General features: G+C 66.0%; 21 protein-coding genes and 1 tRNA gene. 9 read left to right on the top strand and 13 right to left on the bottom strand.

Annotated features, from left to right (window positions below; translation table 11 throughout):
• Window position 1: 1 nt before the first annotated feature.
• A complete protein-coding gene (locus tag MKCMC460_RS25925) occupies window positions 2-307 on the bottom strand; it encodes a hypothetical protein (RefSeq protein ID WP_236977927.1) in 306 nt (101 codons plus the stop codon).
• A 135-nt stretch (window positions 308-442) separates the two neighbouring features.
• Here MKCMC460_RS25925 and MKCMC460_RS25920 point away from each other — a divergent pair, with 135 nt between their 5' ends.
• The gene (locus MKCMC460_RS25920) at window positions 443-868 is read left to right on the top strand and encodes a hypothetical protein (protein WP_236977925.1); all 426 of its coding nucleotides are present in this window, start codon (window positions 443-445) and stop codon (window positions 866-868) included.
• Window positions 869-880: 12 nt separating this feature from the next.
• Here the strand turns inward: MKCMC460_RS25920 and MKCMC460_RS25915 are convergent, their stop codons facing one another.
• From MKCMC460_RS25915 to MKCMC460_RS25895, 5 genes are all read right to left on the bottom strand, one after another.
• Window positions 881-1,348: a VOC family protein gene (locus MKCMC460_RS25915; protein ID WP_236977923.1), complete on the bottom strand. Its 468-nt coding sequence runs from the start codon at window positions 1,346-1,348 to the stop codon at window positions 881-883.
• Complete coding sequence (locus MKCMC460_RS25910) at window positions 1,345-2,868, bottom strand: carotenoid oxygenase family protein (protein ID WP_236977921.1); 1,524 nt, start codon at window positions 2,866-2,868, stop codon at window positions 1,345-1,347. The genes MKCMC460_RS25915 and MKCMC460_RS25910 overlap by 4 nt, the downstream gene beginning before the upstream one ends.
• 2 nt (window positions 2,869-2,870) lie before the next feature.
• Window positions 2,871-4,082, bottom strand: coding sequence for an acetyl-CoA acetyltransferase (locus tag MKCMC460_RS25905; RefSeq protein WP_238305033.1), 1,212 nt, complete (start codon window positions 4,080-4,082; stop codon window positions 2,871-2,873).
• Between the two features lie 279 nt (window positions 4,083-4,361).
• Window positions 4,362-4,802 carry an STAS domain-containing protein gene (locus MKCMC460_RS25900; protein ID WP_236977919.1) on the bottom strand — a complete coding sequence of 147 codons (441 nt, stop codon included), beginning with the start codon at window positions 4,800-4,802 and terminating at the stop codon, window positions 4,362-4,364.
• 254 nt (window positions 4,803-5,056) lie between these two features.
• Entirely contained in the window at window positions 5,057-6,196 is a 1,140-nt protein-coding gene (locus MKCMC460_RS25895; RefSeq protein ID WP_238305032.1) for a CdaR family transcriptional regulator, read from the bottom strand.
• Window positions 6,197-6,362: 166 nt separating this feature from the next.
• On the opposite strand from MKCMC460_RS25895, the gene MKCMC460_RS25890 reads away from it, so the two are divergent.
• The 4 genes from MKCMC460_RS25890 (at window position 6,363) to MKCMC460_RS25875 (ending at window position 11,077) form a co-directional block, all read left to right on the top strand.
• On the top strand, window positions 6,363-7,475 hold the full coding sequence (locus MKCMC460_RS25890) for a ferredoxin reductase (protein ID WP_236977915.1): 1,113 nt from the start codon (window positions 6,363-6,365) through the stop codon (window positions 7,473-7,475).
• Between the two features lie 9 nt (window positions 7,476-7,484).
• Complete coding sequence (locus tag MKCMC460_RS25885; RefSeq protein ID WP_236977913.1) at window positions 7,485-8,615, top strand: acyl-CoA desaturase; 1,131 nt, start codon at window positions 7,485-7,487, stop codon at window positions 8,613-8,615.
• Between the two features lie 129 nt (window positions 8,616-8,744).
• Complete coding sequence (locus MKCMC460_RS25880) at window positions 8,745-9,503, top strand: YoaK family protein (RefSeq protein ID WP_236977911.1); 759 nt, start codon at window positions 8,745-8,747, stop codon at window positions 9,501-9,503.
• 236 nt (window positions 9,504-9,739) lie between these two features.
• Window positions 9,740-11,077, top strand: a complete 1,338-nt coding sequence (locus MKCMC460_RS25875; protein ID WP_236977909.1) for a DEAD/DEAH box helicase — start codon at window positions 9,740-9,742, stop codon at window positions 11,075-11,077.
• A gap of 60 nt (window positions 11,078-11,137) precedes the next feature.
• Here the strand turns inward: MKCMC460_RS25875 and MKCMC460_RS25870 are convergent, their stop codons facing one another.
• Genes MKCMC460_RS25870 through MKCMC460_RS25860 form a run of 3 tightly spaced genes read right to left on the bottom strand, consistent with a single transcriptional unit; the run spans window position 11,138 to window position 13,895 of the window.
• A complete protein-coding gene (locus MKCMC460_RS25870) occupies window positions 11,138-12,352 on the bottom strand; it encodes a cytochrome P450 (protein ID WP_236977907.1) in 1,215 nt (404 codons plus the stop codon).
• Window positions 12,353-12,360: 8 nt separating this feature from the next.
• Window positions 12,361-13,491, bottom strand: coding sequence for a thiolase family protein (locus MKCMC460_RS25865; RefSeq protein ID WP_236977905.1), 1,131 nt, complete (start codon window positions 13,489-13,491; stop codon window positions 12,361-12,363).
• Window positions 13,488-13,895, bottom strand: coding sequence for a Zn-ribbon domain-containing OB-fold protein (locus MKCMC460_RS25860; protein ID WP_236977904.1), 408 nt, complete (start codon window positions 13,893-13,895; stop codon window positions 13,488-13,490). Before MKCMC460_RS25860 ends, MKCMC460_RS25865 begins: the two co-directional genes overlap by 4 nt.
• A gap of 234 nt (window positions 13,896-14,129) precedes the next feature.
• Here MKCMC460_RS25860 and MKCMC460_RS25855 point away from each other — a divergent pair, with 234 nt between their 5' ends.
• Together MKCMC460_RS25855 and MKCMC460_RS25850 are read left to right on the top strand one after the other, a co-directional pair.
• The gene (locus tag MKCMC460_RS25855) at window positions 14,130-14,999 is read left to right on the top strand and encodes an alpha/beta hydrolase (protein ID WP_236977903.1); all 870 of its coding nucleotides are present in this window, start codon (window positions 14,130-14,132) and stop codon (window positions 14,997-14,999) included.
• On the top strand, window positions 14,996-16,555 hold the full coding sequence (locus MKCMC460_RS25850) for an NAD(P)/FAD-dependent oxidoreductase (protein WP_236977902.1): 1,560 nt from the start codon (window positions 14,996-14,998) through the stop codon (window positions 16,553-16,555). The genes MKCMC460_RS25855 and MKCMC460_RS25850 overlap by 4 nt, the downstream gene beginning before the upstream one ends.
• A 25-nt stretch (window positions 16,556-16,580) precedes the next feature.
• On the opposite strand, the gene MKCMC460_RS25845 is transcribed toward MKCMC460_RS25850, so the two are convergent.
• On the bottom strand, window positions 16,581-17,732 hold the full coding sequence (locus MKCMC460_RS25845) for an acetyl-CoA C-acyltransferase (protein ID WP_236977901.1): 1,152 nt from the start codon (window positions 17,730-17,732) through the stop codon (window positions 16,581-16,583).
• Window positions 17,733-17,876: 144 nt separating this feature from the next.
• Between MKCMC460_RS25845 and MKCMC460_RS31455 the strand changes: the two genes are divergently transcribed.
• The gene (locus MKCMC460_RS31455) at window positions 17,877-18,578 is read left to right on the top strand and encodes a TetR/AcrR family transcriptional regulator (protein WP_370653028.1); all 702 of its coding nucleotides are present in this window, start codon (window positions 17,877-17,879) and stop codon (window positions 18,576-18,578) included.
• A 138-nt stretch (window positions 18,579-18,716) separates the two neighbouring features.
• On the opposite strand, the gene MKCMC460_RS25830 is transcribed toward MKCMC460_RS31455, so the two are convergent.
• The 3 genes from MKCMC460_RS25830 to MKCMC460_RS25820 all read right to left on the bottom strand — a co-directional run bounded on the left by MKCMC460_RS25830 (window position 18,717) and on the right by MKCMC460_RS25820 (window position 20,605).
• Window positions 18,717-19,577 carry a PE family protein gene (locus MKCMC460_RS25830; protein ID WP_236977899.1) on the bottom strand — a complete coding sequence of 287 codons (861 nt, stop codon included), beginning with the start codon at window positions 19,575-19,577 and terminating at the stop codon, window positions 18,717-18,719.
• A 272-nt stretch (window positions 19,578-19,849) separates the two neighbouring features.
• Window positions 19,850-19,922: transfer RNA gene (locus MKCMC460_RS25825), tRNA-Arg, on the bottom strand.
• A 122-nt stretch (window positions 19,923-20,044) separates the two neighbouring features.
• A complete protein-coding gene (locus MKCMC460_RS25820) occupies window positions 20,045-20,605 on the bottom strand; it encodes a TetR/AcrR family transcriptional regulator (RefSeq protein WP_236977898.1) in 561 nt (186 codons plus the stop codon).
• A 93-nt stretch (window positions 20,606-20,698) separates the two neighbouring features.
• On the opposite strand from MKCMC460_RS25820, the gene MKCMC460_RS25815 reads away from it, so the two are divergent.
• A complete protein-coding gene (locus MKCMC460_RS25815; protein ID WP_238305031.1) occupies window positions 20,699-22,219 on the top strand; it encodes a carotenoid oxygenase family protein in 1,521 nt (506 codons plus the stop codon).
• The last annotated feature ends 551 nt before the right edge of the window (window positions 22,220-22,770 follow it).

Below are 22,770 nucleotides of genomic sequence, written 5' to 3'. Positions count from 1 at the left end.
CTCACCGTCGGCGGTCGGCCGTCGTCGGTCTGAATTTCACGTCGACGCCGGAGGTGATCCGGTCGACCGGCCAGCCGGCCAGTTGGCAGCTCTGAACCACCGCATCCGCGCAGTCGGCGCTGAACAGGCCGAACACCGTTTCGTCGGCCGGGGTGGCCACCGTCAACAGCAACCGCACCGGATGACTCGCAGCGGTCGCGTTTGCCGTCGGCAAACCCAGCCAGTCGATCGGCTCGTCGCGGTACCGCTCGACTAGGTCAGGGCGATACCACTCGACCAGGAAGTACGGCTCGGCCGGCGGGCTCACTGACGCAACGATAGTCCGCGGCGGGCGTCGGCGAACCAGGGTTTTCCCTGGTATTGGTGGGAAAACTCCACCTGCGTCGGCTCGGACGGTGTCACCGCGCCGGCCTGCGGGAGGCGACGGGTTAACCTCGCAACCATGAGTCGCCGTCCCCGCCCCGGTTGGCTGGTTGCGCTGTGCGCCGTGGTGCTGTCGGCCAGCACCTGGCTGCCGTGGCTGACGTCGAAGGGCGGTTGGGCCAGTGCGATTGGAGGCGTCCACGGCAGCCTGCCGCACACCCGTGGGTTCGGGGCGGGACAGCTCATCGTGTTGTTGTCCTCGGCGATGCTGGTGGCCGGCGCGATGGTGGGACGCGGACTCTCGCAGCGTGCGGCTTCGATTGCCGCACTGATCATTTCGCTGCTTGTCGTGGGCATGCTGGTGCTGTACTACCAGCGCAACGTCGGTGCCCAGGTGAGCGCCGAGTACGGGCTCTACCTTGGTGCGGTGGCCGCGGGAGGCGCGGTGCTGTGCGCGTTGTGGGCGGTGGCCGAATCGTTGTTCGGCGGGGGCGCCCGGCGCTGACGGCGCCGGGGTCTACTGGAAGTCGTGCCGGCCCGCGGCCGAGCTGTCGGCCGGCTCGTTGACCCCGTAGATGAACGGTGCGAACACGACCTCCCGGCCGTCGGGATCACGGTAGGTGAGCGCGCCCGTCGCCGCCCAATACGGGTGCTGTTCGACCGGTCGCTGCCCCGCCGCCTGCAGGCGCGCGACGGCGGCGTCGCGGGCCGGCCGGTCCGGGAAGTACAGGCACAGCTGGTCGTGAGGGTCCACCGGCACATCCTCGGTTGCCTCGACGATCTCCATCGTCAGGTTCCAGTTCGGCAGCCCGAAGATCGCGCCGGTGCTGCCGTAGCTCTCGCTGAACGTCTCGTGCAGCGGCAGCCCCACCAGCTCGCGGTAGAACCGCACCGTCTCGGCGTAGTTCGCCGAGCGCCGGGCGAATCGGATGCCACCGATCGACGCCAACCGGGCGGGCCAATGGGTTTCCCGCTTGGCGGTCACAACGCCACCGCATCCGCCGCCGACTCCGCGTGCGCCCACCGGCGCAGCTCTGTGCCGGCTACCCAGGTTGAATGCGTGCCGCTGGAAACACGTTCGGGCAGTGCGAGTTTGCATACCGGGCCGTCGCCCACTCGGGCGGCGTCGAACACCAGGCAGTAGGAGGCGTCGGCGTTCATGTCCGTGACGAGCGTGACCAGGTAGCCGTCGTCCTCACCTGCGCCTCCTCGGCGTGGCGCCATCGCCGTCTCGCTGCCGTACACCCCGTCCCCGAATGCGAAGCGGTCCTCGTTGCCGGTGGCCAGATCGTGCTTGACCAGCCCGTCGAACAGGAACCAGCCCGGCTTGCCGGACGCGGCATACACGTAGCGGTAGTTGCTGGTCGCGTAGTCGGCGTTGATCATGCCGAACTCGGTGATCGAGTCCGACAGTTGCTCCTCGCGCACCGCCCCGGTCACCAGGTTGAACCGCCAGCGGTGCAGCCTGGCCTGCATTCGGTCCAGGGCCAGGAATCGGAAAAGCTTCTCCCATTTGCCAGTTGGGCCGGCGCCGCTTTCCAGCGGCTGCGGCGACCCTTCGAAGAAGCCGTCCAGCACGATTTCGTCGCCGTCCTCGAAGGCGTTGGTGAAGTGCAGCACGAACGTCGGATCCGCCTCGAACCAGCGGATCTCGGCGGTGTTACCGCGGCGCGGAATCACCGCGAATCGCGAGGGCATGTCCGGGTGGTAGCGCGGCAGGTGCACCCGGTGTTCGAGCAGCGCGGGATCCCAGAACAGCGGGAAGTCGTTGAGAATCGCGTAGTTCTCGGTGAACGCCATGTCGTGCGGCAGACGCGGTCCGGGCAGCGGGATGTCGACGTAGTGGGCCAGATCGTTGTTCGCATCCACCACCCCGTAATGCATGTACGGGTCCTGCTTGCTGTAGTTGAAGAACAGCAGCTCGCCGGTCTTGTTGTCCACCTTGGGATGTGCGGACACGCCCCAGTCGACCGGGAATCCACCGTTGAAGCTCTCCTTGCCCAGCGTGTTGCCCGAATACGGGTCCAATCGGTACAGGTCGCCGCACTGGTAGAAGCTGGTCAGCGCGATGCCGCGGTGTACGACGACGTCGGTGCTGGATGCGTCTTTCATCAGTTCGCGTGCACCCCAGCCTTTTTCGCGTTTGGCAAACTGCACCGGCTCGGCAAGGCCGGGCCACAACGGGCCACCGGCCTCGTTTTCGGCCAGAAAGCCCTCAGTCTGCACAAAACGGTTGCGGTAGAACGCCTTTCCATCCCGGAATCCGACCACGTGCACCATGCCGTCACCGTCGAACGGGTGATACGTCTTGAACGCCGGGTGCAGCGGGTTCTCGGTGTTGCGCAGGTAGACGCCGTCCAGGTCGGCCGGGATTTCGCCGTCCAGCACGGTCAGGTCGTCGGCATCCCACTCGGTGGTCTGCGGCCGCCAGGGGCCGGTACGGTAGGGATGGTCGTCGTCCTCGGGCAGCGTGGACAGGTATTTGCCGACAATCTGCACGTCCATCATCAATCGCCTTTGCTGACAACGAAACTGACCGTGGTGGCCGTACTCCCCCCGAAGTTGAGGGTGCCGAACCGCCGGGCGCCTTCGACCTGGTAGTCACCCGCCGCGCCGCTGACCTGCTTGGCCGCGTCCAGCAGCATGCGCACCCCGGACGCCCCGACGGGGTGCCCGCCGCCGATCAAGCCTCCGCTGGGGTTGATCGGCAGCCGGCCACCGATCTCGATTTCGCCGTTCTCGATTGCCTTCCACGATTCGCCGGGCCCGGTGAGCCCGATGTGGTCGATGGCGAGGTATTCGCTGGGGGTGAAGCAGTCGTGCACCTCGAAGCCGTCGACGTCGTCCAGGGTTGCCTGCGCGCGGCGCAGCGCATCGAGGACCGCGGCCCGCACGTGCGGCAGGACATACGGATCGTCGTTGGCACGGTCCAACTTCTGGCGTAATCCCAGCCCGACGGTGCGGTGCCCCCACCCGTCGATCCGGCCGATGGGTCGTGCCGACGGGTGCGCGCGGAGATAACCGTCGTTAACCAACACCACTGCTGCGCCGCCGTCGGTCATCTGGCTGCAGTCGAATCGGCGCAACCGGCCCTCGGTGACCGGGTTGACGGCGTCGTCGTCGGTGATCGGGTCCGGCACCGACCAGCTGCGGGTCTGGGCGTTGGGGTTACGGCGCGCGTTGGCGAAATTAAGGCCGGCGATAGCCCGCAGATGCGTGTCGTCCAGGCCGTAGCGCCGGTCGTACTCGTCGGCGACCTGGGCGAACATCGAAGGCCACAGGTAGCGCGCCTGGGCTCCTTCGTGGCCCGTCCAGGCTGCCGCGCCCAGATACCGGGCCGCGGTGTCGCCGGGAACGGTCTTCTCCAATTCGAGGCCGACGACCAGCGCACAGTCGTAGGATCCCGAGCGTAGGTCGGCCATCGCCGAAAGCGCGGCGACGCTGCCCGAGGCGCAGGCGGCCTCGTGGCGCGACGCCGGCGTGTCCCACAGGTCGCCGCACACCGTGGCGGGCATGGCACCGAGGTGCCCCTGGGCGGCGAACATCTCGCCGAAGGCGTTCCCGACGTGCACCACTTCGATCTCGGCGCCGTCCACCTGGGCCGCGGCCAGCGTGGCGTCCACCACCTCGGCGGTCAGCGCGGCGAAGTCCCGCTGCTCACGGGTCAGATTGCGGGCGAAGTCGCTCTGGTACCCGCCCAGAATCCACACGCTGTCCATACGCGGCACGGTACTCCGAGGTCGGCATGGTTATCCGTGCGATCCCCGGTGATCCCCGCCCATCCCGGTGACGGGCTCGCGGCTGCTGCGACCCCCCGGAAATTAAAGCGGTCCCGTCGGCTCTCGGGCTGAACCGACGGGACCTCGGTGGGCATATAGGCCGGCCGATACGCCCACCTCCGTTTGATCATTGCCATCTCTGGCCGATGACAAACATGTTGGCAGAGATCCGGCACCACCTGAACGGCGCCGCCCGCCCGCACGGATCGGCCTCCGAGGTCAGGACGCCGACCGGCCCGCCCGCTGGTGACCTGCGACGCCAGCCAGTGCCAGGTGCTCCGAGTCGGTGGCGGGGATCACCCGGTTGGGGTCCCCGACGCCCAGCAGTCGGGCCACGGCCGGGCTGGTCAGCACGATCCAGTCGGTTCTGGCGATACGGCATTCGTGGGAAAGCGCGTACAACGCGAAAATGCCTCTGGCGCACATGAAGTCGACTTCGCTGAGGTCGAGGATCAGCCCGGGGGCGACGTCGACGAATCGATGGGCGTAGTGGTAGACGCGGTCGATGTTGGTGGCGTCGATCTCGCCGGTGACTTGGACCACAGTCACCCCGTGCCGGCAGTACGCTCGCATCTGGGTGCCATTGCAGTAGACGGTGCAGGGGCCGGAGTGGGTGGTGAATCCGCGTGCTGCGGAGTCTGGGTAATGCGAAGTGATCATCCTCGGAACTCGATTCGATCGTTGCTGCAAAATGATTCGATACGCCGCAGTCAGATCTGACGAGTGCTGTGCCCATCACTTCGCGAGGGGAGCGCGACGTCATTGGATGTGTTGCTGCGCGTGTCCACAGGCTGTGCCTTCAACTTGTTAGTAACGAAGCCTAGCCCAGTTTCTGCTGTTTGGACAGCGGCCACCTGGTGCGCGGCTGGACAACTGCGCCGGCCCCCGATGAAAGATGTTCTCCTAGAACATGATTAGGTGCCGACGCCTGATGGGTGTTCAGCCTCCAAGCCTAGCGCGACGGTCAGTTCCAGCACTGTCCGCGGATCGCTGAGCCGGTCGCCGTAGAGCTCGCGTAGTTGAGTCATTCGGTAGCGCACGGTCTGCGCGTGGATGAACAGGTCGGCGGCCACCGCATCGCGCCGGCCTTGGTTCAGCACCCACGAGCGCAGCGTCTCGGTGAGTCGTTCGGCAGTGTTCGGCGGCAGGTTGGCCAGCGGTGCCAGTGCGCGGGCCCGCAGGTCAGCGGCGGCTTCGCGATCGGCCCCGAGTACCAGTTCGACCAGGTGGTCGTCGGTATCGACCACGTCGGTGCTTTCGGTGTGCACCAGATCCCGCGCCCGCAGTGCGCGTCGGTAGGACGAGCTGACCGCCAACCAAGGGCGGGCCGGACCCACCAATGCATTTCGGTTGGATAGCGTCGAAATCAATTGACGCCGTTGGCTTCCCGCCATGTCCGGCACCAGCAATGCCGAAAGTCCGGCGGCCGGGTCGACGCCGGGCAGGTCTTCGGACAGCTGCAGCGTCGATTGGCCGAAATATGCTGCCAGACTTCGCGTTTGGGTGACCGGCAGCAGCACCACGGTGAGGGTTTCGGGCGGCTGCCAGCCCGCTTTGTCGGCGTCGGCGTGCAGGGTGGCCGCGGGCTCGCCGGCCAGCAGGTCCTGGGCCAGCCGATCGAGGTAGCGCTGCCGGACCCGTCCCGAGGTGGCCAGCTCGTCGGCGTGGCCGGACACGCTGGCCGCGGACAATTGGTCGATGTAGGCGAACACCAGTTCGGCGAAGCGGGCGATGGTCGCCGCCGGCAGCCCCGCTGCCACCGCCGTCGTGGACAACTCACGCCAAGCCACCCGCGCGCCCACCCGAAACGCCGACAGCAACGCGTCGATGGAACGGCCCTGGCGGGCCTCGCCGCGGCCGAGTTCGTAGGCGCCATCGAGGGCGGGCGACAGCGGCGGGCCGGGGTCGGAATCCGCGGCGCGGGTGGCCAGCCGCAGGAACACCCCCAGCGACGTCTGTACCGCGTTCTCGATGTTCTGGCCCATGTGCCCGCTGAACGCGTCGGCGTAACTGGGCACCTCGATGGTGATAGCCGTCACGGTGCGCTCGGCCATCGCCGGCAGGCTCGCCTCCAGCGCTCTGACCACGGGTTCGTCCAGCTGGAGGCCAGCGAGGCGTGGTGCCGAATCCGACAAATCTATTCTTTCTGAACAAAATAACCGATGAATTTCACGTTTTACGTCCAAGAGTTTACATCCGTGAACAACCAATATGGTGGACATGACCACCACCGCAGGCCGAGCGGCAGCCGGGCCCACCTTCGCCGGCGCACTGCGTCAGCGCGTGCTGAAGTTTGCCGAGCGGGTAGCCATGCCACTGGCCACGCCGCTGGTTCCCGCCGACTACCTCGACGTGATCGATCCGCTGCGCTCCGGAGTGAGCCTGCGCGGGCGGATCGTGGCGATCCACCCGGAGACCCGCGACGCCGCCACCCTGCTGATCAGGCCGGGCCGCGGCTGGCGCCCCCACATCCCCGGCCAATACGTCCGGGTCGGCGTCGACGTCGACGGCGTCCGACACTGGCGGGCGTACTCGCTGACCTCCAAGACCCACCGGCGTGACGGTTGCCTCGCGATCACCGTCAAGGCGATCCCCGACGGCGTGGTCAGCAACCACCTGGTCCGACGCGCCACCGTCGGCGCCGTCGTCCAACTCGACCAGGCGACCGGCGACTTCACCCTCGGCGACCAGCCACCCGCCAAGATCCTGTTCCTCACCGCCGGCAGCGGCATCACCCCGGTGATGGGGATGCTGCGCAACCTGGGCGGCGTCGGTGACCCCGACATCGTCGTCGTGCATTCCGCACCCACTGCCGACGACGCGATCTTCGGCTGGGACCTGCGCATGCTGGCCCGTCAGGGCCGAATCCGGTTGGTGGAGAAGCACACCGACGTCGACGGCATGCTCGACGTGGCACGCCTGGACGAGATCGTCCCCGACTTCGCCGAGCGTCAGACCTGGGCGTGCGGTCCGGCCGGACTGCTCAATGCCCTCGAACAACGATGGACCGCCGACGCAATCGCCGACCGGCTGCACATCGAACGATTCCGTCCGGCCGTCATCGCCACCGGCGAAGGCGGCGCGGTGACCTTTGCGAAAACCGGCAGCGTGGTAGCCGCCGAGGGAGCTCAGACCTTGCTCGACGCCGGCGAGTCCGCCGGGGTGTTGATGCCGTCGGGATGCCGGATGGGAATCTGCTTCGGCTGCGTCGCGCCCCTGAAGCAGGGCGCGGTGCGTGACCTGCGCAACGGCGAGATCACCACCGCCGGGGACAACGTGCAAGTCCAAACCTGCGTGTCAGCCGCCGCAGGCGCCTGCGAGATCGACCTGTAAGGAGCCAACATGACTGCCGCCCAAGCGGATCCAACCGCCCACCTGTCCGACGAAGACATCGAAAACTTGGGTCGCGAGCTGGACGCGATCCGGGAAAACGTGCTCGCCGGCCGCGGCGAGCGGGACGCCGCCTACATCCGCCGGGTCATCGACGGACAGCGCAGGCTCGAGCTCGCCAGCCGTGCGGTGCTGCTGTTCTCGTTGTTTCCGCCGGCATGGCTGGTGGGGACTGCGGGCTTGTCGGTCTCCAAGATCGTGGAGAACATGGAGATCGGGCACAACGTGATGCACGGCCAGTGGGACTGGATGCGCGATCCCAAGATCCACTCCACCAGTTGGGAGTGGGACAACGCCTCCCCGGCACAGATGTGGAAGCACTCGCACAACGAGGTGCACCACGCCTACACCAATGTGCTCGGCAAAGACCATGACCTGGGATACGGGATCATGCGGGTCGACGAGAACCAGCGCTGGAAGCCGTTCTACCTGGCTCAGCCGCTGTGGAACCTGATCAATGCCTGCCTGTTCCAATATGGCATCGCCGCATACGATCTCGAGATCGGCAAGTACCTGCAGGGGCGTAGCGACAAAGACGAATTCCGCCGTCAGGGCGCCAAGGTTGTGGCCAAGGTGCGCAAGCACCTGATGCGCGACTACGTACTACACCCACTGCTGTCGGGACCCTCGGCGGTCACGACCATAACGGCGAATCTGACCGCCAACCTGGTCCGGAATCTATGGACACACTCGGTCATCATGTGCGGGCATTTCCCGGAAGGCGTACAGACCTACGAGAAGACCTCGATCGTGGGTGAGACCCGCGGCCAGTGGTACCTGCGCCAGATGCTCGGTTCGGCCAACATCAGCGGCAACGCGGTGCTGCACTTCATGACCGGCAACCTGTCGTTCCAGATCGAGCACCACCTCTATCCGGACCTGCCCAGCAACCGCTACCAGGAGATCGCGGCGAAAGTGCAGGAGATATTCGAGCGCTACGGACTCACCTACACCACCGGCAGCCTGCCGCACCAGGTCGCCTCGGCCTGGAAGAAGGTGTTCCGGCTGTCGCTGCCCAACGACTTCCCGCGCAAGGCGGCCGAGACGATCTTTTCAAGGCCGCGGCAAGCCAACGCCGCCTGATCGCGTGTTCAGATAAAACTCCTAACTTCATCGTAAACCATTGCCGCCTAACGATTCCGGGAGCAGCGAGGGAGTTCGACGGCGCGGCGCAGGGTTTGTGTGGACGCGGTCGGCGGGTAGAGGGCAGCTATGCCGCAGCCCAATCCGGCCCGCGCGGACGGGCATCCTCCTCGTGCGCAGATGCTCGCCTACAGTGCGGTCCTGGCGCTGATCGCGGGATTCGTCAATGCGGTCGCGCTGCTGATCCTGGCCTTCCCGGTCGGCAATCTCACCGCTGTCACCACGCAGATCGGGATGAACACCGCCAACCCGTGGTTGTACGAAGGCCACATGCTGGCTGCGATCCTGATCGGATTCCTGGCCGGCGCGACGATGGCCGGGGCGCTACTGGCACCCACCGACGGCATCACCGGACGCCGACATGCGGTAGTGCTGACGCTTGAGGCTGGACTGTTGCTGCTGGCTGCACTGGGCGTCGAGGAACCCTTCGTCAGGACGCAGATCGAGTCGTTCGGCGTGGAACTGGCCGCGGCGCAAGCGTTTTTCGCTGCCACCGCCCTTGGCCTGCAGAACGCGCTGACGTCGAGTTTCCGCGGCATGGCCGTGCGCACCACCCACTTCACCGGCACCGTCACCGATCTCGGGCTGATGCTGGGCCGCAGTCGCGAGCACGGAATCGAGAAGTGGAAGGCCGCAATCCTTTCGGTGACGCTGTTGCTGTTCTTGGTCGGTGCCATCGCGGGGTTGCTGATCGGTGCCCGGATCGGGGGGTATGCGCTGGTGGTTCCGGCTGCCATGTGTGTGGCGGTGGCGGCGGCAAATCTGTTGCACAGCCGCGGATACCGGAAGGAACCGCAAGACCGGGCCGCCGAGGTGGCTGTTGCCTGAACTGGATGCCCGCACCGACGATTCGGGATGCCCGGCCACCCCGTGATAGGGTGGGCAACAAGCGTTACGCGTGACAATCGCCTCCGCGTACACCGTTCTCTCCCCGGCCCCCGAAGCCATTGAACGTAGCTGTCCGTGCACCCGCATCGGCTCTCTTACGGCGATCGATTTTGCCCACCGGCAATCTCGCCAAGCTGCGCCACGATCGGCGCATCCAGACGTGAAAGCACTTTGATATGACCACACCTTCTTTCGCCGAACTCGGTGTCGGCGAAGCGACCGTCCGTGCGCTGTCGGCCCGCGGCATCTCCTCACCGTTCCCAATCCAGGTCGCGACCCTGCCAGACACCCTGGCCGGGCACGACGCGCTTGGTCGCGGCAAGACCGGCAGCGGAAAGACGCTGGCGTTTTGTATCCCGCTGGTCGAGCGGCTGGCCGGCGCCCGTCGTTCGTCCGGCCCGGCCGGTTTGATCCTGGCGCCCACCCGTGAACTGGCCACTCAGATCGCCGCTGTCCTGCAGCCGTTGGCGGCCGTTCACGGCCTGAAGGTCACCACGATCTTCGGCGGCGTGCCGCAGGGCCGCCAGGTGGCGGCGCTGCGGGCCGGCATCGACATCGTCGTCGCGTGCCCGGGCCGCCTGGAAGACCTGATGAAGCAGCGCCTGCTCAGCCTGGACAAAATCCAGGTGACCGTGCTCGACGAAGCCGACCACATGGCCGACCTGGGTTTCCTGCCGTCGGTTACCCGAATCCTGGCGGCGACACCGACGGGTGGCCAACGCATGATGTTCTCGGCGACCCTGGACAACGGCGTCGACAAGCTGGTGCGGCGTTTCCTGAACACCCCGGTGACACACAGTGTCGATTCCGCCGAGTCGCCGGTGGCCGCGATGACCCACCACGTGTTCCACGTCACCGGTGCCGAGGCCAAGAAGGAACTCGTGCACCGACTGGCCTCCGGCACCGGTCGCCGAGTGTTGTTCATGCGCACCAAGCATCAGGCGCGCAAGCTCGCCAAGCAGCTCACCCAGTCCGGTGTTCCGTCAGTTGACTTGCACGGCAACCTTTCTCAACCCGCTCGCGACCGCAACCTGGCGGCGTTCAGCAGCGGCGAGGCCCGCGTCCTGGTCGCCACCGACATCGCGGCGCGCGGCGTGCATGTCGACGACGTGGAACTGGTCGTCCATGTGGACCCGCCGGCTGACCACAAGGCTTACCTGCACCGCTCCGGTCGCACCGCGCGGGCCGGCAATGCCGGTGACGTGGTCACCGTGGTGCTGCCCGAACAACGTCGCGACCAGCAGTCGCTGATGCGTAAGGCCGGCATCGACGTTCGCCCGCAACAAGTTACGGCCGATTCGGAGTCGGTGCACGTGCTGGTCGGTGAGGTCGCCATGCCGGCATATCCGCCCGCAGTCGCGCCCAGTCAGCCGGCCAGGAGCCGGCCGTCGGCGGCGCGAGGGCGCAAACCTGTTCGGGGACATCGTGTTCAGGGTCCGGTCGGTGACTCCGGTGCGCGGCAGGGGACGCGGCGGCGCCGCGCGGTGCGGCCGCAGCAGGCCGGTACGCGGTAAGCATCGTCGCTAGGGTTTTCGGGTCGTGGCGGTTCGCGTCGGCCCGCTTATCGCCAATGCTTATCGTGGGTGGCCGAGATTGACGCGGTAGGACGACATGCCCCGGCTGATGAGCACGGGGTGCCACGTCGGGTCCGGGCCTGCGGGCGCTAGTGCAGGGAAGCGCTCGAAGAGCCTCCGCAGCGCGATCGCGCCCTCGAGCCGGGCAAGCGACGCACCCAGGCAGTGGTGCAGGCCGAACCCGAAGCCGACATGGCGGTTCGGGTAACGCGTGAGATCGAACAGGGTGGGGTTATCGAACTGGTCGGGATCGCGGTTGGCGGCGGCTTGCAGCAACAGGACCTGCTGGCCTTCTCGCAGCTCGCATCCGCCCAAGCTCACGGGTCGCACGACTCGGCGGACTTCCACCTTCGAGGGGCCGTCGAAGCGCAGGATCTCCTCAATGGCAGTGCGGGCGACGCCCGGATCGGTTCGGAAACGGACCAACTCGGCGGGATGCTCCAGCAATGCGCGGGCGCCGTTTCCGATCAGGTTCGTCGTCGTCTCATGTCCGGCAAACAGCAGCAGTGTGCAGGTGGCGACGATTTCGTCCTCGGTCAGGGTGTCGTCACCATCTTGGGCGGTCGCCAGCATGCCCAGCATGTTGTCCGCGCGGCCGGAACGGGCGTCCGCGACGCGCGACCGCAGGTAGGCTCCCAGTTCGAGCAACCCGTCCTGGCCGCGTTCACGCCGGTCGACGGTAGTGGATCCGCCGAAGACCAACGTCATGATGCAGTCGGACCAATCTTTGAACAGGTCGCGATCCGCGACGGGGACGCCGAGCAACTCCGCGATGACGATGGCCGGGATCGGAAAGGCGAAGTCGCGGATCAGGTCGACAGTGCCCCGGTCCTGCAACTCGTCGAGGGTGTCGGCGACGATCTGCTCGATTCTGGGCGTAAGGCGCTCGATTGAGCGTGGGGTGAAGGCCCGGCTGACCAGTGCGCGCAGTCGGGTGTGATTCGGCGGGTCGTTGAACACCATCCAATGGCGGAGAACCTCGAAAGTGGGGGCCCGCTGCTGTCTGGCCTCGGGTGACAGCTGGGTCTCGAACACGGGCATGACCCGGTCGGATGACAGGCTGCCGTCCCGCAGCGCCTGAATTAGGCTCGCGTGGCCGAGCACCATCCAGGCTTCGTGCGCGTTGCTCCATCGAACTGGGCCCTCTGCCAGCAGCTGTGCGAGCGCCGGATACGGATCGGCCACGTTCGCCGGTGAGAGCAGATTGTCGTCCACCCTGGTGATCACGTCGGTCCAACCCCTTCCAGAACCGCAACCACGCATCCGTTGCCGTCCACGCCGGCGGCGCCGCCGCCCATGGTTTCGACGACAGCGAGCCGGGCCCCGTCGACCTGGCGGTTCCTGGCCCGGCCGCGCAGCTGCCAGACCGCCTCCGCAACCTGCGCGAGCCCGGTGGCGCCGAGCGGGTGGCCCCTGGCCAGCAGTCCGCCGGATGGGTTCACTGGGGAGCGGCCGCCGAGCGCGCTGGTGCCGTCGACGGCTAGCTGGGCCCCGTCACCGAGCTTCGCTAGCCCCAGGGCTTCCACCGTGACGATCTCCCCGATGGTGAACGCGTCATGCACTTCGAACAGGTCTGCGTCCTCGGGCCCGATCCCGGCAGTCTGGTAGGCCAGCTCGGCGGTCCGGTTGATGAGGTTCCACCCCCACACACGGGTGCAGCGGTGGTCCCAGAGTCCGCCGGAACACAAGGCACTGCCGCGCAGCAGGACCTCCCGATCGTGCCTGGGGGGTCCGATAACCGCCGCCGCCGCGGCGTCGGAGATCGAGCAGCACTGCAGCAGGGTCAGCGGGTCGGCGATCATGCGCGAGGCCAGGACCTCCTGCGCGGTGACCACGCTGCCGTGTTGTGCCCTGGGGTTGGCGGCGCCGTGGCGGCGGTTCTTGACCGCGACGGCCGCGAGTTGGGCCGGGGTGACGCCGAACTCCGCGACGTAACGGCTCGCGGCCATCGCGTAGATCCCCGGCATCGCCAGGCCGGTTCGGCCTTCGCGGTCGGTTTCCTCGGGAACGATCGCGGTCGCGAACTGGGTCGTCATGGTCTCGAACCCGAGGGCCAGCACCCGTTCGTAGCGCCCGGTCGAGACCGCCTGAGCGGCCTCGTGGAACGCCGTTGTGCCGCTGGCGCAGGCGTTCTCGACGGTGACGATCGGAACGTCGATCACCCCGGTGGTTTGCAGCGCGCGCTGTGTCGACCCGGGCGCCCCGAATACGGTGCCGGCGTAAACCGCGTCCACTTCGGTGACGTCGGCATCGGCGAAGGCCTCGTGCACCGCCTCGCGGACCAGTGCGCCCGCCGACCGGCCCGGTTGCTTGCCGAACGACGTTGTGCCAACGCCCCATATCGCCGGTCTCATAGCGGAGTTTCGAGCTCGACGAGCGGATCGCCGAGGGCGGTCTGCCCGGTCAGTCGCACCCGGTCCCCGGGTGCCAACGGTCTGCAGGTGTCGCGGTCGGCGTAGCCATGGGCCAGGATGCGGGGACCGCCGTCGAGATCCACGTAGGCGAGGCCGTAGGGCGGCGGGCGTTCGGGCAGGGCGATGCGCAGGACGGTTGCGGCGAATACGGTGCCGCCGGGCCCGAAATTGTCCCGGCTCACCCGCGCGCGGCACACCGGGCAGGCGTCCACCTGCTCGATCAGGGGATGCCCGCAAGCGATGCAACGCACGCCAGCGACCATGGCGAAATCGCCGTGGACGCGGATGACCGGGCGCGGGTCGGGTGCCGGGGCGGCACTCTTATGGGTGGGCGAAGCAGGCACGGACGCGCTGTCCTCCCTCGAACGGGCCCTCGGGGTGAGTGCCTGAGGGCACGTTAGCTTTTAAACAAACATAAAGTCAACTAAAGGCTAAGCCAGCAGATCAAAACCAAACCTCGGACCGGGCATTTCTTGGAGACCTCTTGCCCTCAATGAACAAACTATGGTTTGCTCATTCTGGTGCGTGGCGGCGACCGCCCTGGACGAAGGAAGTGATGACTGGTGGTGTCAAAGCGGGTGAATGCCATAGCCACCGCCGCCTATGGGGCATGGCACGGAGGCGGTGTCGACCTGGCCGGGATGCGCGAGGGGTTCGACCGGATGCTGCCAGGGCCGGCACCCGACGCGGTGGTGAAGGATGTGGTCGTCGGCGGGGTCCCGGGCAGGCAGGTCGAAGTAGGCGAGCCCGGGCCGGCAACACTGCTGTATCTGCACGGGGGCGGATTCATGTTGGGTTCCTCGGCGGGCTACGCCGATCTCGGGGCCAGGATCGCGCGAACCGCCCGCGCGCGCGTCCTGCTGCTGGACTACTCGCTGGCCCCAGAACGACCGTTCCCCGCGGCCTACGACGACGTCCTCGCCGCGTATCACGCCCTCCTGAACCACGGCGCCGATCCGGATCACCTTGTGTTAGCCGGTGATTCCGCGGGCGGCGGGTTGGCGCTGGCCGCGCTGGTCGGTCTGCGTGACGCCGGGGATCCGCTGCCAGCCTGCGCGGTGTTGCTGTCCCCGTTCGCCGATCTCACCCTTTCCGGTGACACGATCGAATTGTTCGCCGAAGCCGACCCGGTCAGCTCGCGCGAGTCGGCGGAGCAAATGGTTGCGGGCTACCTGGCCGGAGCTGATCCGCGTGATGTGCGCGCCTCGCCGCTGTTCGGCGACCTGAAGGGGCTGCCGCCGCTTCTCGTTCAGGTCGGCACCAGTGACATTCTGTTGGCCGACGCCGTCCGGGTCGCCGAGCGGGCACGTGGCGCTGGGGTCAGCGTGGATCTGCAGGTCGCCTACGAGATGGTGCACGTATACCAACTTTTTGCCCACGAACTCCCAGAGGCGCAGGAAGCCATTGAGGCTATCGGCCGGTTCGTGCAAAGTTGTGTGGCGAAATGACGCCCGACCACGAGGTTCTTGTCATCGGAGCCGGGATCGGGGGAATCGGCGTCGGTATCGCATTGCGCGAGGCAGGAATCACCGACTTCAAGATCGTCGACCGCGCTGACGGAGTTGGCGGTGTCTGGCACGCAAACCGATATCCGGGGGTCGCCGTCGACATCCCGGCAATGGCCTACCAGTTCAGCTTCGATCCCAACCCGGGCTGGTCGCGGGTGTTCGCCCCCGGGGCGGAAGTCAGGGCGTACCTGCGCGGCATGGTCGATCGATACGGTCTGCAGCCGCACATCGAACTGCGCACGTCGGTGTCGTCACGGACCTGGGACGAGCAGGAGCACGTTTGGCGGGTGGTGCTCAACGGGACCCGGGAGATAACCACCCGGTACGTGGTGAGTGCGATCGGAGTATTCCCCGAGCCCAAGCCCGCCCAGATCGACGGAATCGGCGAGTTCCGCGGCAAAATCATGCACTCGACCACATGGGATGAGAACTACGACATCGCCGGCAAGCGGGTCGCGGTGGTCGGTACAGGTGCGAGTGCGCTGCAGATCGTGCCGGCCATCGCTTCTCAGGTCGCCCACCTGGACGTGTACCAGCGCACTCCGATCTGGGTGCTGAAGAAGTTCGATCCAGACATCCCGCCGTGGATGAAGGACCTGTTCACCCGGGTGCCCCTGGCGACGCGCCTCGGCAACCGCATCGTCACCGCGCTCTCGGAGCTGTTCACCATCAAACTGCCCGTCCACCATGCCAAGGCGCCGTGGTTCGCCCATCGCATCGAGCGCGCGGCGCGTGACCATCTCGAACGATCAGTCTGCGATCCCGTGCTGCGCCGGCAATTGACGCCGGACTACGGCTTCGCCTGTAAACGGCCGAGCTTCAGCAACACCTATCTCGCGGCGTTCGAACGCGACAATGTCGATCTGGTGACGGACACGATCGAACAGATCACGCCCGAGGGCATCCGCACCGTCGACGGCAAGGACCGCCCCGTCGACGCGATTGTCCTGGCCACGGGTTTCCACATGGCGTTCTCACCCGAGGTTTACCGTCGGTCACCCGTGGTGGGGCGAAATGGTTTCAACCTTGCCGACTACTTCGAACGTGAGCGCTACCAGGCCTACGAGTCGATCACGATGCCCGGCCTGCCCAACCATTTCATGATCTACGGCCCGTACGGGGGGACGGGGGGTGCCTACCACGTGATGGTCGAAAACGGCGGTCGCCACATCGTCCGCGTCATTCAGGAAGCACGCCGGCGCGGCGCGACGGCGGTCGAGGTGACGCGGGAAGCGACCGAGCGTTACCACCGGGTCGTCGCAAGCAAGATGACTACGTCACTGTGGTTCACCAACAACTGCGCCGCCGCCAACAGCTACTACTTCGATCAACATGGAGACGTCACCGCCATCCGCCCCACCTCGGGACGGCAGTCGAAGCGGGCAAGCAGGACCTTCCCGCTCAACGACTACCGGTTCGAGACCAAGACATCGGTCACAGCCTTTGTGCCGGCGTTGAACAGTGAGCTGCGCAGCGCGAAGGCCAGCACGTCGTAGATTTGCGATCGCTTGCCGTGTCTTGTCAGGGCACCCGCTCGATCAACGTCGCGTTGGCCAGGCCCCCGCCCTCGCAGATCGTCTCGACTCCATACCGTCCGCCGCGTCGGTCGAGCTCATGGAGCAGGGTCGTCAACAGACGTGTTCCGGTGGAGCCGAGCGCGTGTCCGAGAGCGATGGCACCTCCGTTGACATTCGTGCGGTCCAGGTCCGCGCCGGTCTCGATAGCCCACGCGAGCACGACGGCGGCGAACGCCTCGTTCACTTCGAACAAGTCGATGTCGGCTACCGTCAGACCGGCCTTGTCCAGCAGCTGTCGGGTGGCCGGGATCGGGCCGGTCAGCATGAGTTTCGGATCGCTGCCCACAACCGTCATGCCGCGGATGATTCCCATCGAGCGCAGTCCGAGCCTGCGGACCGCGTCCCCGGACGCGAGCAGCACAGCGGATCCGCCGTCGGCGATCTGGCTGGCGGTGCCGATGGTGAGCCGACTGCCCGCACGGATGGGCTTGAGACCCGCGACCGCCTCCATCGAGGTGTCCGGCCGGATGGTCTCGTCCCGCTCGAACCCCTCGATGGGCAGGATCTGGCTGTCGAAGCGGCCCTGGTCCCATGCGGCCGCCGCCCGGTGATGGCTCTCGACCGCAAACCGGTCCATGGATTCGCGGTCCAGGTTCCAGTGGCGGGCGATCAGATCGCCCGCGGTGAACTGGTGGACGGGCTCGTCACCGTAACGCTTGACCCACTGCTTGGCCTCGGCGGGCAGACCCATGCCAAGCTTCGGTCCCCACTCGAAATTGGAGTTCAACGGCACCGTGTTCATAGATTCGACGCCACCCGCGACGGCGATCTCGTAACTGCCCGCCAGGATGCCCTGGGCCGCGAAATGAACCGCCTGCTGCGAAGAACCGCACTGGCGGTCGATCGTGACTGCCGGCACGTGCTCGGGGAGCCCGGCGGCCAGCCAGCAGTAGCGCGCCAGGTTCGCCGACTGTGGTCCGATCTGCCCGACGCAGCCGAAGATGACGTCGTCCACCCGGTCGGGGTCGATCCCGGCCCGGTCGATCAGGCCGCTCAGGACGTAGGCCCCGATATCGACCGGGTGCACCTGGCTGAGGCTGCCGCGCTTGCGGCCCATCGGTGTGCGTAGCGCCTCGACGATGTGGACCTCGACCACGCTCTACCTCCTGGATCGAGTCGCGTGAATTTAACCAAACCGTAGTTTGTCCAACTTTGCGGTGTCAACCCGCCGGTTTTGGTATGCTGCAGAGCAAACCAATGTTTGATTCAACGGCGCGAGGGCGCGGGGAGAAGACAATCGATGGCGAGACCGAACCGCTGGGACGACGTGGTTGCATCCGCTGCCAAGGTGTTTCGTCAGCGTGGATTCGCCCAAGCGACCCTAGAGGAGATCGCCGACAATCTCGGCATGCTCAAGGGGAGCCTCTACAACTACATCAGCACCAAAGAGGACCTGCTTACCGCCGTGATTCGGATTCCCACCGAGCGCATCGTGCGGGAGTCGGGCGTCATCGCCGAGTCGGACCAGACTTCGGAACAGAAGGTTCGTGCGCTCATCGCCCTTCATATCCGGGTGATCATCGACATCTACGACTTCGCCGCCGTATACCTGCACGAGATCGCCATGTCGAACCTCGCCGAGGACTGGCACGAGCGAGACCGCGAATACATTCGCCTCGTGGAGGGGGTGATGGCGGCCGCAGTTGCGGATGGCACCTTCCGGAGCACAGTCCACCCCCATGTAGCCGCCATGACCATGATCGGGGCTTGCAACTGGCTCACCAAGTGGTGGAATCCCGAAGGCCCGATCGGCGGAGACGACATGATCGCGCAAATCAGCGACATCGTGCTCGGCGGGTTATGCGTCCCGTCCCGGCTGGGGGCCGAGGACGCCAAGCGGCTCGAAGACTGCGAGCGCGAGAACGCAATGCTCAAGCGACTGTTGGCCGATGCGGAGCTGGAGAAGGCGGCACTCAAGGAGATCGCCCGGAACCACTCCTGAGCCGGATCGGAGAGTCAAAGATCAAGCGACACAACTGTCAAGCGTCAGCCGAAACACTGTCAGGCCTCACCCGAGGTAATACCCAATCGGCGTCCAACTTGAACACTAAGATGAGCCAACTCGGGACGGATGGAACGGCTAGACCCTCAACCGGGGGCCGTTGGCGGTCATGGCTACCCACCGCTTGAATATCGCTTCGGTCGTCAAGAACTTGTTGATGACGGTGCCTTGGGCGTTGGTCTCGATCTGATAGATCTGGTTGCCGACCTTCTGGAAGAAATTTTGGGCGAGCCCTTCGCTGCGCGCAAAGACGTGTATTTCCGATTGCAAAAGAGTATTCAAAGTTTGCGGGGTAACTCCCCAGGCGTCCGTAATGAATTTTCTGGCATAGATGAAGTCTGGACTGTAGAGAAACGGATAGCGGCCCCCGACTGCGAGGATTTCCTTACCGTCGGTATAGAGTATCGCTCCGTCCTTGGCAAGGATTCTGAGACCCTTGGCTACCAGCTGCTTACTACGCAGATCTCGCGCCGCTAATTCCGCTGCTTTGAAGTCCGCCTCTAACTTTGGTGTTAACTGGTCAAGAAACTTTTCCGTTGCGGGCGCGATCTCGCCAAGAAAATTGAAGATACTTCCGACATCGAAAGCCGCCGGGCCGCCCGCGGCCGCTGCCGCTCCAAGTGCTCCGGCCTGCGAGCCGGACATCAACCCCAGCACGTTGGCGGCCTCAGCTTTCACATAGGAGGCGGCGCCGCCGGTCAAGGCCTGTACGAACTGGTCGTGAAACGCCGCAGCTTTAGCACTGAGCGCCTGGAATTGGTGTGCATGGCTGCCGAACAGCGCGGCGATCGCCGTGGACACCTCATCCTGGGCAGCAGCCAACACGCTGGTGGTCGGGGCTGCCGCCGCTGCGTTGGCCGCGCTGATCGTGGAACCGAGATTCGCCAAGTTCGACGCCGCAGCCGCCACCGTTTCCGGCACTACGCTGACGTAGGACACCCGCACCTCCAACAAATCAGTTACGTCGAGAGATGTCGCGAGCCCGAAACGACGACAGCGCGATAGTAACCAGATGGGGCGGCCGGTGCGGGACGAATCGCAAGTCCAAAATCCCGGCACTGAGTCACCGTCACCGCCGCGGGCCCGGAACCACCCGAAAACCGCGGCGCCATCCGGCGCGGTCATCCTTCGGTCAGCTGACCGACACGCTGGATTCAGGTGCTGGCTGACGCTGACTAAAAATCGGCACTGAGCAGGCATTTCAGACCTCGTGCCCCCGGCAGGATTCGAACCTGCGACACCGGCTTTAGGAGAGCCGTGCTCTATCCCCTGAGCTACGGGGGCGAGTGGCCTACCGAAATAGGTGCTGAGAACCCGCGAGGATCCCTCATGCTAATCGGAGGGCGGCGAAAGTGCGGCATCAGGGCGTGCGCCGGTGGTCCGCGCCGTGCTCACCGCCGCACGGCTCAGCCGATGGTGATCGCGCGCGTCACCGCGTCGGCGACCTGCTCGTCGGTGAGCGCGCTGCGCTCGATCAAGGTGTGCGAAAGCACTGTGCGAACGATGATTTCGGCTGCCTGCAGTGGCGGCAGCAGCGGATACGGATACTTTGTGGCGGCGATCGCCGGCGCGACGGTTGCGGACACGGTTTGTATGACGTTCATCCGCGCCTCGCCGACTCGCACCACTGCCTGTAGCAGCCAGTGCGGTTCGTGGTCGCGCACATAGGTGAAGGCGGCGTGGTTGCGCAGGTAGCGCAAGGCGGCCAGGACGGTCGTGGGCACCAACGTCGCGGGGTCGGCGTGTGCGTCGGCGCGGGTCATCACCGCGACGGCCATCTGCTGGATCTCGTGTTGCGCCACCGCGGATATCAATCCGTCTTTGTCGCCGAACTCGCGGTAGGCCGTGGCGCGGGAGACCCCCGCCCGTTCGGCGACCTGGCTCAAGGTCAGCGAGTCGATGCCGCTTTCGGCGATCAACAGCAACGTCGCCTGTACCAGCGCGTCCCAGGAACGAGTTGAGGGCATCACCGGTATTTGTACCGCAGGTTGTTGACTCCACCGCCAACTGAGACTAACTTTACGATTCGTCTCAGTTTCCTAGTCGGAGGACGGTGCGCGGTGACGCAACCGACGCAGACCACGACCCCGCTCGACCTGACCGCACTACCGGCGCTACGCCGGTATCTGGCGTCGCTGCCGTTGGAGGAGCGAGCCAGGGCCACCGCGCGGCTCTCGGCGTTGTCCGGCGACGACCTGCTCAGCCTCGGCGTCAGCGAACCCCAACCCAGCGAATTCGACTACGCGGTGGACCAGGTCGACGGCGCCATCCCCGCCGAACTGTGCGGCACGCTCTACCGCAACGGCCCCGGCCGCTGGCAGGACCACACGGGCCGGCCGCTGCACCACCTCTTCGACGGCGACGGCATGCTCTCGGCGTTCACCATCCGCGATGGTGCAGTGCACTATCGGAACCGCTACGTACGTACCCGGCACTACCAGGGCAAGGGCGGCGTCACCCATCTGGGCACCGCGGCGCCGGGCGGCTGGCGGGCCAACATCGGCAAGACGCCGCCAAACCTGGCCAATACCAACATCGTCGAGCACGCTGGCCGCCTCTACGCGCTGTGGGAGGGCGGGGCTCCCTACGAGATCAACCCTGACACGCTGGAAACCGTTGGGCCACGCCGATTCGGCGGAGAGTTGGCCAGGATGGGCGCCTATTCCGCGCATCCGAGCATATGTCCTCGCACCGGCGACATGTACAACTTCGGTGTCGAATTCATTCCGCGTCCGCACCTTCGCATCTACCACACCGACCCGAAGGGCAGCCTGCGATATTTGCGTTCGGCGCGGCTGCCCTATCTGGCCATGACGCACGACTTCGCCATCACCGAGCGCTACCTGGTGTTCCTGGTATCGCCGATCATCCCGGACCTTATGTCGGTTGCGTTGGGCCGCAAGCCGATCGGCGACGCGCTGCGTTACCGCCCCGAGAAGGGCACTGCGTTCATCCTCGTGCCCCGCGACGGCGGGGAGATCCGCCGCATTGAGTCGCCGGCAGTCCTGCAATTCCACCTCAGCAACGCCTACGACGACGGCGACGAAGTCGTTGTCGACGCAGTCACCTACGAAAACCCGCAGCTGCTCAGGAGTATCGCACGTTTTCAGACCACGCCGCTGCGCGAATCACCCTCGAAGCTGACCCGATTCCGGCTCACCAAATTTGGACGCGTGCTTCGAGAAACGCTGAGCGACAGCATCTGTGAGTTCCCACGTCATCATCCTGACCGCGAGGGTATGCCACACCGTTACGCCTACTTCACCAGCCGCCGGCACTTGTCGTCGCTGTACGACTCGATCACCAAGGTCGACCTCAGCGACCACTCCGAGAACACCTACACCGCGGCGGGCGCCGGCAACAGCTTCTGCGAACCGGTGTTCGTCCCTCGTCCCGATGCGTCCGCCGAGGACGAAGGCTGGCTGCTCACCGTCGAATATCAAGCTCGGCAACATGTGTCCCGACTGGTGATCCTGGACGCGCGTGATCCCAGCAGCGGACCGGTCGCCACTGCTCAGCTCACCCACCACATCCCGCAGGGGTTCCACGGCAACTTTGCGCCACGACCAGCCCCAGCCTGAATCACGCGCGATACCTGCTACCGCGAGTGAATCCCGCGTCGTAGTCGTGGCAGCCATTTTCTGCGCTGGTGTGTGCATCCTTGGCGATGGGTGTGAATCTACGGCTTTCGGTGTGAGCTAAGGGTTTTGGGTGTGAGCGTAGGGCGGGATTTCGGCCGGATTCCCGCCTAGGCTTCACGGGGGACGCCCAGGCTTCACGCCCGGCGCCCAGGGTTCACGCCCGACGTTCAGGGTTCACGCCCGGCGCCCAGGCTTCACGCCCGGCGCCCAGGGTTCACGCCCGGCGCCCAGGGTTCACGCGGGAAGCGGGCGCGGGGCCGAAGTGTGGTACAGAGCAGGGCGGGGTCGGGTTGACCCCATTTGGTTGTGCATCCTTGGCGATGGGTGTGAATCTACGGCTTTCGGTGTGAGCTAAGGGTTTTGGGTGTGAGCGTAGGGCGGCATTTTGGCCGAATTCCCGCCGAGGCTTCACGCCCGACGCCCAGGCTTCACGCCCGGCGCCTAGGGTTCACGCCCGACGCCGAGGGTTCACGCGGGAAGCGGGAGCGGGG

Source organism: Mycobacterium sp. 20KCMC460 (assembly GCF_022179425.1).
GTDB classification, from domain to species: domain Bacteria; phylum Actinomycetota; class Actinomycetes; order Mycobacteriales; family Mycobacteriaceae; genus Mycobacterium; species Mycobacterium kiyosense.
This window is presented reverse-complemented; position numbering and strand designations above follow the sequence as displayed.